General features: G+C 37.1%; 22 protein-coding genes. 12 read left to right on the top strand and 10 right to left on the bottom strand.

What is annotated here, in order from left to right; genetic code table 11:
• Nucleotides 1-4: 4 nt before the first annotated feature.
• Together MHB40_RS23555 and MHB40_RS23550 are read left to right on the top strand one after the other, a co-directional pair.
• The gene (locus tag MHB40_RS23555; protein ID WP_036128686.1) at nucleotides 5-652 is read left to right on the top strand and encodes a TetR/AcrR family transcriptional regulator; all 648 of its coding nucleotides are present in this window, start codon (nucleotides 5-7) and stop codon (nucleotides 650-652) included.
• Nucleotides 653-891: 239 nt separating this feature from the next.
• Nucleotides 892-1539 (top strand): phosphoribulokinase, encoded by a 648-nt coding sequence (locus tag MHB40_RS23550; protein ID WP_342533539.1) that lies wholly within the window; start codon nucleotides 892-894, stop codon nucleotides 1537-1539.
• A gap of 427 nt (nucleotides 1540-1966) precedes the next feature.
• On the opposite strand, the gene MHB40_RS23545 is transcribed toward MHB40_RS23550, so the two are convergent.
• The 4 genes from MHB40_RS23545 to MHB40_RS23530 all read right to left on the bottom strand — a co-directional run bounded on the left by MHB40_RS23545 (nucleotide 1967) and on the right by MHB40_RS23530 (nucleotide 4031).
• Nucleotides 1967-2614: an SIMPL domain-containing protein gene (locus MHB40_RS23545; RefSeq protein ID WP_342533538.1), complete on the bottom strand. Its 648-nt coding sequence runs from the start codon at nucleotides 2612-2614 to the stop codon at nucleotides 1967-1969.
• 47 nt (nucleotides 2615-2661) lie between these two features.
• Entirely contained in the window at nucleotides 2662-3288 is a 627-nt protein-coding gene (locus MHB40_RS23540; RefSeq protein ID WP_205446025.1) for a DUF2238 domain-containing protein, read from the bottom strand.
• Between the two features lie 108 nt (nucleotides 3289-3396).
• Nucleotides 3397-3699, bottom strand: coding sequence for a DUF1805 domain-containing protein (locus MHB40_RS23535; RefSeq protein ID WP_205446024.1), 303 nt, complete (start codon nucleotides 3697-3699; stop codon nucleotides 3397-3399).
• A gap of 200 nt (nucleotides 3700-3899) precedes the next feature.
• A complete protein-coding gene (locus tag MHB40_RS23530) occupies nucleotides 3900-4031 on the bottom strand; it encodes a hypothetical protein (protein ID WP_342534820.1) in 132 nt (43 codons plus the stop codon).
• A gap of 261 nt (nucleotides 4032-4292) precedes the next feature.
• On the opposite strand from MHB40_RS23530, the gene MHB40_RS23525 reads away from it, so the two are divergent.
• Nucleotides 4293-5027 (top strand): polysaccharide deacetylase family protein, encoded by a 735-nt coding sequence (locus tag MHB40_RS23525; protein WP_205446023.1) that lies wholly within the window; start codon nucleotides 4293-4295, stop codon nucleotides 5025-5027.
• A gap of 65 nt (nucleotides 5028-5092) precedes the next feature.
• Here MHB40_RS23525 and MHB40_RS23520 read toward each other — a convergent pair whose 3' ends face one another.
• Nucleotides 5093-5353: a hypothetical protein gene (locus tag MHB40_RS23520; protein ID WP_205446022.1), complete on the bottom strand. Its 261-nt coding sequence runs from the start codon at nucleotides 5351-5353 to the stop codon at nucleotides 5093-5095.
• Between the two features lie 105 nt (nucleotides 5354-5458).
• Between MHB40_RS23520 and MHB40_RS23515 the strand changes: the two genes are divergently transcribed.
• Nucleotides 5459-6253: a DUF2268 domain-containing putative Zn-dependent protease gene (locus tag MHB40_RS23515; RefSeq protein ID WP_342533537.1), complete on the top strand. Its 795-nt coding sequence runs from the start codon at nucleotides 5459-5461 to the stop codon at nucleotides 6251-6253.
• Nucleotides 6254-6271: 18 nt separating this feature from the next.
• A complete protein-coding gene (locus MHB40_RS23510) occupies nucleotides 6272-6781 on the top strand; it encodes a DNA-deoxyinosine glycosylase (protein WP_342533536.1) in 510 nt (169 codons plus the stop codon).
• Nucleotides 6782-6795: 14 nt separating this feature from the next.
• On the opposite strand, the gene MHB40_RS23505 is transcribed toward MHB40_RS23510, so the two are convergent.
• From MHB40_RS23505 to MHB40_RS23495, 3 genes are all read right to left on the bottom strand, one after another.
• Nucleotides 6796-7596 (bottom strand): cytochrome c oxidase assembly protein, encoded by an 801-nt coding sequence (locus MHB40_RS23505; protein WP_342533535.1) that lies wholly within the window; start codon nucleotides 7594-7596, stop codon nucleotides 6796-6798.
• Between the two features lie 13 nt (nucleotides 7597-7609).
• Nucleotides 7610-8092: a DUF2243 domain-containing protein gene (locus MHB40_RS23500; RefSeq protein WP_342533534.1), complete on the bottom strand. Its 483-nt coding sequence runs from the start codon at nucleotides 8090-8092 to the stop codon at nucleotides 7610-7612.
• Between the two features lie 105 nt (nucleotides 8093-8197).
• A complete protein-coding gene (locus MHB40_RS23495) occupies nucleotides 8198-9055 on the bottom strand; it encodes an endo alpha-1,4 polygalactosaminidase (protein WP_342533533.1) in 858 nt (285 codons plus the stop codon).
• A gap of 132 nt (nucleotides 9056-9187) precedes the next feature.
• On the opposite strand from MHB40_RS23495, the gene MHB40_RS23490 reads away from it, so the two are divergent.
• The 3 genes from MHB40_RS23490 to MHB40_RS23480 all read left to right on the top strand — a co-directional run bounded on the left by MHB40_RS23490 (nucleotide 9188) and on the right by MHB40_RS23480 (nucleotide 12329).
• The gene (locus MHB40_RS23490) at nucleotides 9188-9550 is read left to right on the top strand and encodes a hypothetical protein (RefSeq protein WP_131520959.1); all 363 of its coding nucleotides are present in this window, start codon (nucleotides 9188-9190) and stop codon (nucleotides 9548-9550) included.
• A 320-nt stretch (nucleotides 9551-9870) separates the two neighbouring features.
• On the top strand, nucleotides 9871-11502 hold the full coding sequence (gene abc-f / locus MHB40_RS23485; RefSeq protein ID WP_342533532.1) for an ABC-F type ribosomal protection protein: 1632 nt from the start codon (nucleotides 9871-9873) through the stop codon (nucleotides 11500-11502).
• 59 nt (nucleotides 11503-11561) lie between these two features.
• On the top strand, nucleotides 11562-12329 hold the full coding sequence (locus MHB40_RS23480) for a hypothetical protein (protein ID WP_342441896.1): 768 nt from the start codon (nucleotides 11562-11564) through the stop codon (nucleotides 12327-12329).
• A 44-nt stretch (nucleotides 12330-12373) separates the two neighbouring features.
• Here MHB40_RS23480 and MHB40_RS23475 read toward each other — a convergent pair whose 3' ends face one another.
• Nucleotides 12374-12859, bottom strand: a complete 486-nt coding sequence (locus MHB40_RS23475; RefSeq protein ID WP_342441895.1) for an SRPBCC family protein — start codon at nucleotides 12857-12859, stop codon at nucleotides 12374-12376.
• Between the two features lie 135 nt (nucleotides 12860-12994).
• Between MHB40_RS23475 and MHB40_RS23470 the strand changes: the two genes are divergently transcribed.
• Nucleotides 12995-13360 (top strand): nuclear transport factor 2 family protein, encoded by a 366-nt coding sequence (locus MHB40_RS23470; protein WP_342441894.1) that lies wholly within the window; start codon nucleotides 12995-12997, stop codon nucleotides 13358-13360.
• On the opposite strand, the gene MHB40_RS23465 is transcribed toward MHB40_RS23470, so the two are convergent.
• Nucleotides 13357-14151, bottom strand: coding sequence for a sulfite exporter TauE/SafE family protein (locus tag MHB40_RS23465; protein ID WP_342441893.1), 795 nt, complete (start codon nucleotides 14149-14151; stop codon nucleotides 13357-13359). The genes MHB40_RS23470 and MHB40_RS23465 overlap by 4 nt on opposite strands.
• 110 nt (nucleotides 14152-14261) lie before the next feature.
• Here MHB40_RS23465 and MHB40_RS23460 point away from each other — a divergent pair, with 110 nt between their 5' ends.
• The 3 genes from MHB40_RS23460 to MHB40_RS23450 are packed head-to-tail and all read left to right on the top strand — an operon-like array spanning nucleotide 14262 to nucleotide 16142.
• Complete coding sequence (locus MHB40_RS23460; protein WP_342441892.1) at nucleotides 14262-15071, top strand: alpha/beta hydrolase; 810 nt, start codon at nucleotides 14262-14264, stop codon at nucleotides 15069-15071.
• A 15-nt stretch (nucleotides 15072-15086) separates the two neighbouring features.
• Nucleotides 15087-15656, top strand: a complete 570-nt coding sequence (locus MHB40_RS23455) for a nucleotidyltransferase family protein (RefSeq protein WP_342441891.1) — start codon at nucleotides 15087-15089, stop codon at nucleotides 15654-15656.
• A 21-nt stretch (nucleotides 15657-15677) separates the two neighbouring features.
• The gene (locus MHB40_RS23450; RefSeq protein ID WP_342441890.1) at nucleotides 15678-16142 is read left to right on the top strand and encodes a DinB family protein; all 465 of its coding nucleotides are present in this window, start codon (nucleotides 15678-15680) and stop codon (nucleotides 16140-16142) included.
• Nucleotides 16143-16144 lie beyond the last annotated feature (2 nt).

The following is a 16144-nucleotide window of genomic DNA, read 5'->3' as shown; positions in this document are numbered from 1 at the left end:
GAAAATGATTAGAGTAACAAAAAGTGCATCAGAACGACGAAATGAGATTTTAGATACTGCAGAGTCTCTTTTTAGTGAAAAAGGTTATGAAAAAACCTCAACTACTGATATAACCAAAAAGATGGGAGTAGCACAGGGAACGCTGTACTATTACTTTAAATCCAAAGAAGCATTGGCAAATGCATTAATTGATAGGCAACTTAAAGGAATAAAGCAAGAATTTACAGAAGTCATCTATAATGAGACACTTACGGCGTATGAGAAAATTGCATGGATTTTTGTTTATGAGCTCGATGATCCAACAGGCCATGTCGAAATCTTTAAATATTTACAACATGATAGTAATGCTACTCTGCGTCAAATATTACATGTACAAACAATTTGTCAGTTTACGCCACTCCTAACAGATTTAAATATACAAGGCAATAAAGAGGGGCTCTTTCACATTGAAAATCCAACGCTAGTAGCAGAATTTTTTCTATCGACAATCCATCATTGGGTAGATTCATCGTTATTTAAATGGAATAAAGATGAGCGTATTGCTAGAATTAAAGCCATTCAATCTACATTCGAGCATTTATTCGGAGTCCCTCATGGAAAATTTGATTTATCCCTCCTAAGACAAACTGTGAAAGTTAAATTTAATTATTGAGTGAAAGCATCTTAAATGATAATCAATATCAATTAAGATGCTTTTATTATAATTATTGACTGACAACCTGTCAAATTGTTTTTATTAGATCGAATCTACAGATGATATGGAGTTAACGCATAAAAATTTGGAAATGGAAACTTCTAAGTATAGTAACTGTTTGTTATTATTTTTAAAGTACAGCAAGTATGATGCAAATTTTCTATCATACTTTTTTAATTAGGGAGGACAACAATACGATGGAGAAAATTTTCCAAGAAATATTAGAATTGATCAAATTTGCGGATAAAAGGATTATAATCGGTATTTCAGGTCATGGGGCTGCTGGAAAAACAACGTTTGCTCAAAAGCTTATACATGCTTTAGATCAAGATGAAGTGAATTATATGAATACTGATCCGTATATTGTGGATTCGGATATTCGCAAACAAACAATGCTTGATTATACATATCAAAATGAGCATCATCGTTTTAAAATGACGGCTTGTCATCCCGCTGCTCATCATCTGCCATCATTGGAGCGAGATGTTCAGATGATAAGAGCAGGACTCGATTTAATGACAATCGATACCCATTATATGAAAAGCACATTAATTTCTTCAAAAAAACAGATCACGATAGTAGAAGGAATGTGTGTAGCATTTATAGATCCGGAGTTATTCGATATAAAGATTTATTTTTATACGGATGGGGCTACAGAGCTTAAGAGAAGATCGGGTCGTGATGTGCTTGAAAGAGGGACAGATATAAATTATTTAAAACAATCACATGATGAGCGACGTATTCAATATGAATTATTTATGCATCCATATTGCCAATATTTTGATATGGTTATTAAAACACAGGATGATGAAATCTTTATTGAAAAAAATATACTTGTAAAATAAAAAAGAGCCTTCTGCTATTTGACTAGTGGAAGGCTCCATGTTGTTGCAAAAAGAGGTTGTCAACGGCAGAAAAAGCAACTTTGCAAGGTGAGAGGTGGATTTCCGTTCCGCCAGCGTCCTTTCCAGGGGGCGTCCGATGAGCCGCTTCACTCACTAGCGTTCGCTCCAGGGTCTCCTCTGTGACGCTAAATCCCCTTGGAGTGACGCTGGCTCCACTCCAATCAACCATTCTGCAAAATGTCTTTACTTTTTTCATACTAGCATAGCAATCAAATAGTCCAATATTTGTATTCTTAGGGAGATGGGATTTTTATTTTCAATGTGGAAAAGTGATGCGTGACAACACCCTCCATAAAGAGTAGTGAACACCTTTACTTTATTTGAAAACCTTTGCTAAGAAGTCGGTTGAAGTGGAAGGCTCCTAACTTTAGTATTGAAATTTTACACGAACAGTAGCATCAATAGCGATTTGTCCCTGTTCTATAGGCGTAACTCCCGAGGAAACAGCCATAGAGCGATAAAGTATCGGTGTGTTAGCCTGCTCTTCCACAATTTCTATAGGAAGTGGTTGCAAAGGCAGGTGCATCGTTTCTGCAATTGTTTTCGCCTTCAATTGAGCATTCTGTAGCGCTAAACTTAATGCTTGCTGATAATAAGCATCGGTATGGTCCATTTTGAACTGAATGTTGGCAATTCGATTGGCCCCATTTTCTACAGCTGTATCAATGATTAAGCCCAAATTATTGGTATTCGCTACGTTGACGGAAATCGCATTGACTACTTCATAGCCATTAAAAATTTGTTTGCCATCTTCAAAATTATATAGTGGTGTGATCCTATAACTAGCAGTTTGAATTTGATCTCTTGGAATACCAAGTGCAATGAGTGATTGTATAACTTGATTCATAATCGTCGCATTTTCCTGTTGCGGACCTTGCACATTGTTGCCCTGTGTTTGGACTTCAATTTGTATTTGTGTAGAGCTAGGAGTAGCCATTACCTGTCCATTCCCGGTTACAGTCATAGTACGTGATGGATGATGATGTGCTTGTTGATTGACCTGTGCATAGTACATCTAATACCACCTTTCATAGGTTATATAATCATGCTATGCAAAAATATTTATGACTTGTTTAGTTTCTTTAAAAATTTGTCATGGAGCTTTGTGAATAAAAGTAAAGTTAAAATAGTTCCGAGCAAGGCCAAAAACATGTCCCATTGTGCATCCCATCGATCTCCTTGCATTCCTAAAAAATCCTTTGCTCCTTTACTACCCTTCGAGATTCTTGTACTTAACCATTCAATAATTTCATAAAAAGCAGCAATTGCGAGCAGAATACTGATTGTAATACCTGTAAGCCAAGCTCCTTTTACAAGTGGTGTTTTCCTGATTAGTATTTCCCTTATTACGATGGCTAGTAAACCTTTTAAAAAATGGCCAAAGCGATCATAGTGATTACGTTGTAAATGAAATTCTTCTTTTATCCAATTAAAAAGAGGGACTTCCGAATAGGTATAATGCCCACCTATAAAAGTAAGGATCGACAATAGAGCAATGATGATATAAGAAAATGTGGTGAAACGGAACTTATGATAGATACAAACAACGACTGTTATTGCCACAATTCCTGGACTAACTTCAGCTAGCCAATCTAAATAGGAGGATGGTTTTATAACAGACCAGATGAAAACAATTAAAACGATAATAAGTAAAATGACGTGTATTTTAAAATGTTGCCTCGTAGTCATAACAACAACTCCCTTTGTTCCACAGTATGGGAGATGGGGAATTTGCTTATTCAATATCGGTTTGTGGACAAAAAGAAAAGCGTCTAGTTGACGCTTTTTTCTAGCCAATTAGATCATTTTTAAAAGCGCCTCTACGCCAGTCATTCCTTCAGTAATACCAAGCTGCTCTGCTTCATATGTTACGGATTCTAATGGAGCTGTTAATAGCTCATCAATCGTTTTTACGCCTACTGCACGACCAGCAATAATTCTACGATCAACTAAGCGACTATTTAATAGGCCTACATCTAAAGCGCCACACATAATGTAGCCTGTATCATTAGAAATGGTTAGTAATGTTGTTTTAGGTAATTGAACAACCACTGCTGTGAAGAAATGCCCTTTAATCATAATAGGTTCAATTGTCACCATTGAAATCACTCCTTTTCTCTATATAAATATGGTGATAACTAGCAAGGTGTTCGACATTTTTATGAAAAAAATCATTACTAACCATGTTGCTAGATGTATAAGGATGAAAGTGAATAGGATGGATGATTAGTGGAAGCATGGGAGGCACTTTATTTATAACAAAAAAGGAATCTACTCTGATGAATAGATTCCGTTATTCTTTATCTTGTATAAGAAAGCAAAGCTGTTTGCTTAAAATTGTTTAATGCATTTGTTGCCTCACTTTTAGAACTATACTCAAACATGCGATAAGTATTTTCTTCAAATACTGTAATAACCCACATATATGTCATCCCTTTCGTTGTGTTACATAACATTTTATTTTTTATAAAACTGTTATATATCAATATTGATTTTATTTTACATCAATAAAGAAAAAAATAAAGTACTATTCAATGATTTTCACATAATGTTCAAAATTATAAATAACGCTTAAAATTTTCTTGAAATAATTAAAAGGAGAAAACAGACAGTCCTGCACAAGTATATTTCATTGCAATTCGTAAATAGTAAGTTGACGGAGTTCTGTGATTACGGACTTGGGAGGTGATGCTATGACACGTATTTATGTATTCATTTTTATGGTTTTCTTTTTAATCATCTCGGGATTTTTAGTGCAGGAAGGATACGCAGATAAAGGTCGTCCTTATTATGAGGAGACAGGTGAAGTTGTTTGGGATATCAATACAGAGGATAAAATTGTTGCACTCACCTTTGATGATGGTCCACATCCTAAATACACAGCGGCTGTGCTTGATTTATTAGCAAAATATGATGCAAAAGCCACCTTTTTTATTATTGGAAAAAATGCAGAAAAATATCCAGAGCTTGTTTTACGTTCTTATACAGAAGGCCATGAATTAGCAAATCATACGTATACACATCCATTTAAAATTTCCATCAAAAAATTGCATGAGGAGCTTCAACAGACAAATGACACGATTTATAGTATTACTGGTTTTTCCCCAGTTTTATTCCGTCCCGTTGGTGGAAATTACACGGATGCTATGATTAATGCTGCTGTTAAGGACGGCTACAAGGTTGTGATGTGGTCTTGGCATCAGGATACGCAAGATTGGAAAGAGCCGGGTGTAAAGAAGATTGTGCAAAAGGTGATGAAGGGGACAAAGCCTGGAGATGTTATTTTATTTCATGATGGTGGTGGAAACCGTACACAAACAATTAAAGCACTAGAAGAAATAATCCCTGCATTAAAAAAACAAGGCTACACATTTGTTACAATATCCGAGTTGATTGAAAGCAAACAGCAACAAGAGCAAGTTCAATAATGAAAAATGAGCCATCTCAACAAGGTTTGAAATGGCTTCTTTTTCATTTAAATAAAAGGTTTGGGTTAGAAGAAAATAATTGGAGCTAGCGCAATACCTAAAATTGTTCCTAAAGCAATTCCATAGCCAAAACCTTCTCCTCCATACCCTCCAAATCCCCAAAATCCTAAACCGTAACCACTATATCTTCTATCAGGTAGAATCCATACCTGTCTTCTATCTACCCTTGTGATTTCTCCAACATGTACTTTACCAGATGAATCCGAGATTCGAACACGTTTACCATGATATTTACAGCAAAGACTATAAGCATCAGTTGGATTCACACATATCCCCCCTTTCGATGTCATTACAAGCTAATATATGCGATTTAATGCATTTATCACTAGCCGATTGTCTATTCAAGACATATGCTGTGAAGAGGTGATGATATGGCTGTTGTGTCAACAGATAAGTGGTTAAATGAATTTATAAGTGCCAGAAAATCCACTGGAAAGGATGAGCTAACAAGCTTACAATGCTCGATTCTTTGTGATCGTTTAGTCAATCTATTTCGAGATGGGCTTCCCGAAGAAATTCACTATACATTACAGCAACAGGGGCTTTTTTTACCGCATGAGGAAGTCGATGTTGAAAAATTAAAGAAGCACAATGTGTGGGACTGCGTACAGCAGGAGTTTCTATACTTACAGAGGAAATGGAATGGACCATCAATACCTATTTATATTTTTCCGATTACTCAGCAGCAAACGATGACCAATAAAAATGGTGTCGCTTATCCTCATTCGCTTTTTTTATTTGTTGGTGATTTAGAAAAGCAGGAACTTCAAGCTTTACTAGCTCATGAATATAACCATGTTTGCCGTATACACATATTAAGAAAAACTTTAGAGGATATGACTTTATTGGATTCTCTTATTTTAGAAGGATTAGCAGAAGATGTGGTGAAGGAATTATACGGAGAAAAGTGGATAGCTCCTTGGATACAATCCTACTCAGATAAAGAACTTTTAGCTTTATGGGAGACTCATTTTTTACCGAATTTACAACTTCAAGGAATCGAACAACATGGCCCATTTCTATACGGGGGGGACCTCCCACCTTGGATAGGCTACTGTATAGGCTACAAAATTGTGCAGTCATATAAAATAAATCATTCATACCACCATCCTTTGTTCATTTCAAGCCAAGATTTACTTGTTGGTTCGAATTTTCCGCTACAATAGAGAAAAGGAGTGATTGTTGTGTCCAATGAATTAAAAAATGTATTATTACCAATCGTAGATTCAGCAACAAAGGTGTTAATTGTTGGATCGATGCCAGGAAAACAATCGTTAGAGAAACAGCAATATTATGGCAATCCACGCAATCACTTTTGGCCCATTATTGGTGAGTTATTAGAGACAGCGATTCCAGATGATTATACAGAGAGAATAGCCTTATTAAAAAGCAATGCAATCGGTCTTTGGGACACGATTGCAACCTGTGAGCGTGAAGGAAGCTTAGATGCAGCGATTCGCAATGAAAAGCCTAATGATTTTCAAACTCTTTTTGAACAATACCCTACTATCCAATTAGTGCTTTTTAATGGAGCGAAAGCATTTGAGGTTTTTAAAAAGCATATCGGCTTTGAGCTTTTAGATGGACGAGCTTATAAAAAAATGCCATCAACAAGTCCAATACCAGGAAAAAACATTAAATCCTTCACTGAAAAGCTAGAGGATTGGCGGATTATCCAATCCTATTTATTCTAATCAACAGGGCGAGATTAGCGTGATGAAGTAGCTGCCTTGGGGTGAATAGCATTCCTTGTGCTTTTAAACCATTGATAGAAGAGAATATACACAAGTAGGATTTCAATAGCATCACCACCGTAGTACATGATCTTAGCACCTAGTTCTGCCTCTGAGGTTGGTACATGATGAGGCGGATTTGCAAAAATAAATTTTGCCAATATGGCATGAGCTGCTAATGCTATTACTAATGTAAGGGATCGAAAGACATAAGAGTATGGATGTGGGGCAGGATCAATATAAATAAAGGCAATAGTGAACAAATAACCCGCTAGAAAAATGTGAAGATGAATGAATACATACAGTAGTATATGTTCATGCATCAAGTTGAAGAGTGATGTTGTATAGAGTAACCATAAGCCACCTACATTTAAAATAGATGCAATAATTGGATGGCGAATAAAACAAACATACGGTTTTTTTAATATCCGAGAAAGAGTACGTGCGTTGTTCACTGGTAAGGTTCTTAACAGTAGTGTTATGGGTGCTGCTAATACTATAAGTAATGGGGCAAGCATGCCAAGCAATAAATGCCCTATCATATGTGCGTCAAAATGGATATGACTAAGAGAAGCCAATGGGCCAACGAATGTAATAAGAGCACAGACATTCCCAACAATCCAACAGATAGTACGAAAATGAGGCCATTGTTTTTTATGTTGATTCGAAATAATAACAGCGAGGATATACAATATAAGAGCGATAAAAAATGGCAAGGCGAGTAGTAGCTGAACCATGATAGGAAAGTTTTGAGCATGAGCTTCATGAGCATGCAAGATGCGTCACCTCCTATCGTCCTTTTTGATTTGTTTGTAGTAATAAGACAATACCGATAACAATTAAAAGAGCCGCTAGTATGTTCCAAATGATATCATAGGGAAGTATTTCAACGTTGTAACGAATTTGATGAAGGTTCATGAATTTATGTTGTATGATTCCGTCGTAAAGCTGAAATACTCCAGCTCCAAGAAAAATACCGCCTAGCCATCTTTTTAGCCAAAATCCATGTTTTCTATGTAGGTCAGCCAATAAAAAAGCAGATCCAATCGTAGCAAAAAAGCTGAATGCATGAAATAAACCATCTGAAACTAACCCAACAGCAGCTGTAGATTTATCATAGAAATGATGCCAATGTAATAATTGGTGAAAAATTACCTCATCTATAAATGCCACAATCCCAAGCCCGAATAAAATCCCTGTCCACATGTTACGCTGCTTATACTGAAAGCGGTTTTCATGCTTATGTTTTTGTTCTTCATACATTTTCGTCATATCCAATCCTATCACCTCAAGCTGAATTTCTTTTAGTCTACCCCTGGTGAGCTCTTAAACAAACATCCCCCAAAAAAACAGTTGTTTGTCAGGGGGAAGCTATGATTATTGCCAGCTATTATAGTAAGAACCAGCAGGACTGTAAAAGAATTTGAAGTGATGCTTCTCAGCTAAAGCACGGCTTTTTGATTCATCTTCAAAACCAATTGTCATCACCTGTGTACCAAATTTATTGCGTATTTGGACAAGCTTTTGCATCATATCGAGTGACCATTCATCTTTTCCTACCACAGGATAAGAAAAATCCTCCCACATAATAAAGTCAACATAGGGCGCTGTATAATCGGCAAGTGTTTGAAAGCCCCAATTTTGAGCAACAGATAAATCGGAATGACGTTTTTTGATTTGTTGGATAAAAGATAACATGGCTTCATTTTGCCACTTTTGCTCATCTTCAGGTAAATAAGAATTGATATTACCGACCGTATCTAAAAACACGCCGTCTAAGCCTTTCTGAACAATTTGCTTCTTGATTTCTGCTAGTAAAATGTCTTGATAGTGCGTAGAAGTCATATCCATTAAATAAGAGTCCCATTCGGCAAAATACATTTTTTCACCCTGTTTGTCTCGATAAAAGTCTTCTTCTTTCAATTGATGATAAAGTGCTGTATTCCATTTGTCTGCCTCCATCGCATTTATATAGCCGTACACTAAAGTACCGCTTTTTTGAGCATTGACGATACACTTCTGTTGCATTTCAATTGGTTCTACAATCACTAAATCTAACTTCATCATGCTCTTGCCAATGGCATCATTGCCTTTATCTAAGTAGTATTTGTAATCTTTCACATCAGCAAGTTTTGCTTGGATACTAGTGGAAGGAGATACTGGATTTTTAGCAAGCAGCATCCACATACCCCCTGCGATAAGCATGGCTAGTAAGGGTAACAATAATTTTTTCATAAGGACTCCTTTTTGAAAAATATCCCTTCCATTATACAGTAATAGGAAATGGATTACCTTCGATAAATGGGCAATGGCTCAACGGTTAATCGCCCTTTTACATATATTGAATAATGTAAAAGGAGGGTTTGTGTGTATAATAATCCATTTAGAGAAGATAATTTTAGAAGACCTGGTTGGGGAGATTATAATGATTTTGAAACAACGTCATTTGGGCCAAGTCATTTCGGACCCCCTCCAGCAGGACAAATGCCAATGAGCACACCGCCAGGTTTTTCGCCACCTATTCCAGCTTGGCGAGTAGGATCAAGTGGTATACGTTCCTGTTTGTTTAGAAATACGTATATTTGGATGAATAGTGGTAGAAGTTTTTGGTTTTTCCCAACAGCTGTAGGAAGGGAAATCATTGCTGGCTTCCGATGGAGTCGAAGATATGGCTGGTATTTCCGTACCATTTCAAGAAATCAAATTCGCTCCTATGAATGTTTTAGATAGACTAGGGAGTTTAATTTTTAAAAAAATGATGTTACAATGACGGTAACGATAAATGAAGGGAAGATGGGTGGCTAATGAATAACTAATCTTAATTTTTGTATAGGAAATTTTATATTTCACGAACAACAAAAATAGGATTAGTCTGCCCATTTTTCATAAGAATTGCTTTATATTAGCAAACAGCTGCTGATATTTAGCTACTCCAAAGATTGTTTTCATAAAGATTTTGGAGCTTATTTGAGTATGATATTGTAGCGACTAATCCTTCCAAATTAATTGGAGGGATTTTTTTGTCCCTCCAACTGGAGAGGATGGATAATATGAAGGAACTTTTAAAATTACAGGATATACGTTATGAAATAAAGGATACATTACTATTTGAGCATGTGACAGGCACAGTAAAACAAGGTGAGGTCATCGGCATTATAGGGAGAAATGGTGCTGGGAAATCAACATTATTACAATTGATTCGAGGTGCATTATTGCCCACTAAGGGAGCAATACAGGAGTCACAGGCTTTAAAAATTTCATTTGTTGAACAGGAGCTAGCTCATTTTGACAAACTAGAAATATCCGCAAGAGAGGCTGATCTGCTGGCTAAATGGCAGGTACCCAATGTGTCATTTGCAGCGTTAAGTGGGGGAGAAAAGCTGAAAATGCGTCTTGCAGAAGGTTTTTCTCAGAATGCGCAAATTTTATTACTTGATGAACCCACTAATCATTTAGATGAACAAAGTACCGCATTTCTCATGAAACAAGTACAAAACTATAAGGGGACGATCATTGTGGTATCACATGATCGCTATTTTTTAGATAAGGTTGCTACAAAAATCTGGTCTATTGAGGATAAGCGTCTTATTGAACATGAAGGCAATTATACAAGCTATATGACTGAAAGAGAGCACCGAAGATTAACACAACAGCGTGCCTACGAGAAGCAGCAAAAAAACATAGATCGGATTGAGGCTCAAATGTCGGAACTGACGTCTTGGTCACAAAAGGGCCACGCTCAGTCAACAAAACTGGAAGGCTTTAAGGAGTACCATCGTGTGAAAGCAAAGCGTTTAGATTCGCAGGTGAAATCTAAGAAAAAGCGATTAGAAGCAGAGCTTGCAAAGACAAGAGTGGAGGCGGTGGAGCCAGAAGCAGAGATTCGTTTTTCTTTAGGCACGAATCAACGAGTTGGCAAGCGCTTACTGGAAATCAAGCACGTATCGTTAAAATTTGGTGAACGCACGTTATTTAACGATGTTAATATTACTGCTCAATTTGGAGATAAGATAGCCATTACAGGAAAGAATGGCAGTGGAAAAACAAGTTTTTTAAAAGTACTTTTAGGCAAGCTAGAAGCTGAGGGTGAAGTATGGCTATCACCAGCTGCAAACATTGGTTACCTGACACAGGAAGTATTTGATTTACCACTTGATCAGACACCAGAGCAATATTTTTATCAAGACACATTTGAAGAGCGTGGAAAAGTCCGCAACTTGATGAAGAATCTAGGATTTACACAGGCGCATTGGACATCCGCCATAGGCAAAATGAGTATGGGAGAGCGCGTAAAGTGTAAGCTGATGGCCTATATTTTAGAGGATAAAAATGTTCTTATTTTAGATGAGCCGACAAATCATCTTGACCTACCTTCTCGTGAGCAGTTAGAGCACACACTTGCCCAATATAAGGGGACATTGCTTGTTGTCTCCCATGATCGATACTTTCTAGAAAAAGTTACGAGTAGTGTTTGGGAGCTTCACAGTCAGCACCTCGAGAAAAAATGGACAGAAGTTACACCTGAAAAAGTGGATGATACAGCGGCACTTCGTTTAAAGCTAGAAACGGAAAGGCAAGAGATTTTAGGCAAACTAAGCTTTCTAACAGCAAAAGATAAGGACTACGCAATGCTTGACCAGAAGTTTAACGAGCTGACGAAGCAGATCAATGAGCTTCGATAATTGAAACGTTTAAGTTAACCTTTTCCAGGGGAAAATATGGAGAGAAATGGGGGGTTAACATGATGAAAAAGGCAGTATTTCTCTTTTTATTGTTAAGCATTTGTAGCATAAGTGCTTGTGCTGAACGGGATAAGAATGATCAAGAACATGAGAATGAAACCGATACATCTGTAACACAGTCTAATATGGATGAAAGTGATATTGTTCAAGTACAAACTGAAGCTCTTCAACAAATAAAGGAGCAGATTCATTTTGATGTACCAATAAAAATGCCAACAACGTTACCTATTGCAGAGGGTGCATTTTTAACAGCTACAACAAGGACACAGGGCGACCAGGTTGAAGTTATCTTTTATGAGAGCAAAGAGAATATGCCAATTAATGATATTCGATTAAAGAAGTCAGCGACTGTTATTGGAAGATTGCTCGTCAAGCAATATAAAAGTATGGAAGGTGCAAGTACACAGATAGCATTTGATAATTTTAATCAAAATGGTGGGCAAGAGGTTGAGCTTGGTTACAATATAAAAGGTTATCAAGATGCAGGTGCCGGCTCATTATGGACTGGTTGGAATGAAGGGCGATGGGCAATTGCCACCCATACACGAACTGATAATCCTGATGCAGGTATTAAGCTAGCTAAGCAGGCAGTAAAGTATTTAGAAAGTCACATGCTGCCTATCCCAAGGCAATATGGTATGGCTCAGCTAGATGTCTATCAATCAGGTAATTTAATTGTGTGGCAGGATGAAAAGCTTGTTTACACACTCGATTCAATCAAAGACCCTTTAAAAGCACTAGCCATAGCTACAGCATTTTATCAATAGTCGAAATCCTAGAGTAATGGATGCTCTAGGATTTTTTGTAGTATTTACTTTACAGCATTCAGAAGTTTTTTGTATTCGCTGAAGCGTTGTTGCCACTCTTCCATTGGGAAATATTGATGTTCAACGCTATTTAATAAATCTGTTAACATATCAAGGCATATATGCCACCCTGCTAAATCCTTCGGTGTATGCTCTGTCAGCTCTTGAAGTGTCTCCACTACTACCAATAATGAACCATCGTCAGTAGAAGATAGTTCAAATCTCACCGTATCTGTTCCCCAATCAAATTCTAGTACTTCTTTCTCAGCATAATCTGTGATGGTTATTTCCTCAAAGGTACCTGTTCCATCATTCATATTAAAATGTATTTTCCCGTTCTTACGAAGATCAATGATTTCTAGATTACTCATCCACTTTTGTAGGCTTTCATTGTTAGTAAGCACTGCCCAAACGGCATCTACTGAATGTGTCAGTGGTCGTTTGAATGTTGCAACATGACGATTGGATTGTTTCTCAATAGTAGCTAACATAGACATCCTCCATCTTTATAGTTTTGACTTCATTATAGGTGTTCTTCATTAGCTGTCCAAGCAGAAGGTCATTCAACAATTTTTATTTCTAAGAAGCCAATTTTAGGATAATATTGTTAAACAGGGGGAGTGAAGATGACACATCAACAAGCATTAGAACGTTATATACAAGCTACAAATACACATGATTTTAATGAAGTTAAGGCTATTTTGCATCCACAAGCGGTTTATTGGTTCTCCGATAAAACTTGCACAACTACAGATGAGATTGAGGCTTATTTCAAGCATGCATGGAATGTCATTAAAGAAGAGGTTTATTCAGCTACTGATGTAAAATGGTTAACCGTTGATGAAAAGACGGCTACCTGTCTCTATACATATCACTATGAAGGCTATCATAACGAAAAGTTTGTATCAGGTAGCGGTAGAGCGACAAATATTTTTACGTTAGTCAACGATGAATGGAAGATCATTCATGAGCATTTGAGTAATGGTCATTAAATTATTTTCAATGTAACTTGGACAAGCAACAATGTAATAATCAGCGTTAGTAGTATTTTGGCTATTTTTAATGGAATGTATGGGAGCACTAGGAGACCTAATTGGGAACCTATAATGGAGCCAAGTGCCATAGCAATCGCATAGTGCCATTGAATAAAGCCAGTGTGATAAAACACAACAAATGCTCCTGTACAGCTCCCAAAAAGGAGTACTCGAGTGAGCTGTACAGCCTTTATGTAAGTGTGGTGAGAACGTAGATAATGCAAAATGCTAAATGTCGAAGAGCCAGGGCCGAAACCACCATCATACATGGCGATGAAAAATGGTTGCCAAAAACGAGGTGCTTGATGTTCTAGCGAATCAGGAATCTCAGTCCACGCCTTATTCTTCAAAGTAACGACTAAAGCCAAAAGAAGTAGTACACAGGCAGAGTAGTTCATAGTTTGCTCAGACAGCGAAACGGCTAGAAGTGCGCCACAAATTCCCCCAACAATAGCAAGAGCTATATATTTGATGATAGATATGGGATGTAGCTCCTTCTGGTAGAGAAGATAGAAAATACTGGTTAAAGCCGAAATACCTGTCGAAAATTTGTTTGTTGCAATACTTGTTTGAATTGGGATACCGACAAGCATCATAGCAGGAAGCGTAATCAGTCCGCCGCCTCCCGCAAGTGTACCGACAAAAGCAGCTACTATTCCGCCGCAGACGAGTGTTAAAGAAATATTTGTATAGAAAAGTCCAATTAAGCTAAGTAGTACAAAGAACAACAGCATGATCATTTTATTCATAAGCTTCTCCTTTCACTTTATTAGCTTTAGGGTAAATGGTGTTAATGTATAAATCTAATATATTATTTTTGATAATTCATAAAATAAATTTATATAAATAGGGGTATTAAATGAATCACCAAATATATCAATGGGGAAATCCTCATAATCCATCTTTAGTTTTTTTACATGGACTTGGAAGCTCAGGTTTAGCATTTGGGGAGCTAGCAACGTATTTATCGGAGTACCATGTTATTTCCTTTGACCTACCTGGACATGGTTATAGAACCGCGTTAGAAGAAGAGGAGGGTTATCTCCCTTCCAATTTAATTAAACTAATAGAAGAAATAATAGGTACAAATTTAAAGAGTAAGCCCTTTTATTTGATAGGGCATTCTTTTGGAGCAGATCTGGCTATCCATTTCGGATCTAAATACCCGCAGCAACTTAAAGGCATGGTATTGCTAGATGGGGGATATATGTCAGGGAAAGATTTAGGTATCACTTTAGAAAAGGAATTAAAGGACGTAGCAAGCTTTTGCGAAAATGTCCGCTTCCCATCATGGGAAGAATTCTTTAAATCTGAGAAAGAAGAGCTTGCTCGATGGTCAGAAGAGTTAGAAGTAGCTTCAAAAGCACAAGTAAAGGAACAAAATGGCGAGATTAGACTAACTCTATCTCCCTTCACGGCACAAGCAATGATAAAAGGTATGAATGTGGAGCCAGTTGACCAAGTAGTGGGTATGATAAAATGTCCTACACTATTATTGCATGCAACGGTACCGGCAGAGCTAGGAACGAAAAGAAAAAATTGTATTCAGAAATTACAAGTAAAAATAGAACATTTAGATGTTGAATCTATTGAAGGAGCAGGACACGATATCTTTCGAGATGTCCCTGAAATAGTGGCGGAAAGATTAAATTTTTGGTGTAAAGTTTAATTGGAGGCTGAATGAATGAGATTGCTTCAAACGGAGGAAGAGCTGAAGAATTTAATAGCATCTGATAACTGGATGATGAGCATTTTATCCACAGTAGAAACCTTGCAACTCCCGGATTGGTGGGTATGCGCAGGAGTCATTCGCTCAAAGGTATGGGATTACCTTCATGAAAAAGAAGATAGAACACCAATTGCTGATATTGATGTGATATATTTTGATAAAGCAAATTTAGCAGAAGAAATAGAAAAACAGTATGAGCAGGAACTGAGAAAGGTATCTCCAAACGAGCCTTGGTCTGTGAAAAATCAAGCACGAATGCATGTCCTAAATGGTAGTAAACCATACCAATCTGCTGTTGATGGAATCTCTCATTTCCCAGAAATCCCAACGGCCATTGGAGTAAAATTATCAGATGGGTTGCTAGAGATTGCAGCACCGTATGGGATTTATCTTTTAGGAGCAGGCATTGTAGAGCCAACACCATTTTACCTCGAAAATAAGGATAACTATGCGATTTATCGCCAAAGAATTCAGCAAAAACAATGGCATTTAAGTTGGTCAAAATTAGAAATTAATCTTCAGTAAAAAATGAAAGAGGGGGACCAATTGCAACGAGATAAAACCTATGTCATCAAACACTATGAAAAATCAGTGGATTGGATAAATCATTTGCGAGGATTATCTGAGGAGCAATGGCGTATGCCCATCGAACCTGGGAAATGGTCAGTTGCAGAGGTAATTGGACATCTTCCTCCATGGGATAAGTTTGTGCTAAATCACCGAATTCCTTTTCTTCTTACAGATGAGCGTCTGCCGAAAGGGCCAGATGTAGCACATTTGAATACGATGGCTGCTAAGAAAAGTCGTGAACAAGCAATGGAGGAAACATTGAATGAATTTATTTTCACAAGACGTCAATTATTACAGACCATTCAGCGATGGACAGATGAGCAATGGCAACAGTCGTTTAAAATTGGGCAGTCAGAGATGACCATAGTCGATTATTTTGTAGGATTAATCAATCATGATTTACATCATTTTTCACAGATTCAGAATGTTATACATGTATAGGA

The sequence above is a fragment of the Lysinibacillus sp. FSL K6-0057 genome (assembly GCF_038630885.1).
Taxonomy (GTDB): Bacteria; Bacillota; Bacilli; order Bacillales_A; family Planococcaceae; genus Lysinibacillus; species Lysinibacillus fusiformis_F.
The sequence above is the reverse complement of the archived record's forward strand: the minus strand, read 5'-3'. Positions and strand labels throughout refer to the sequence as shown.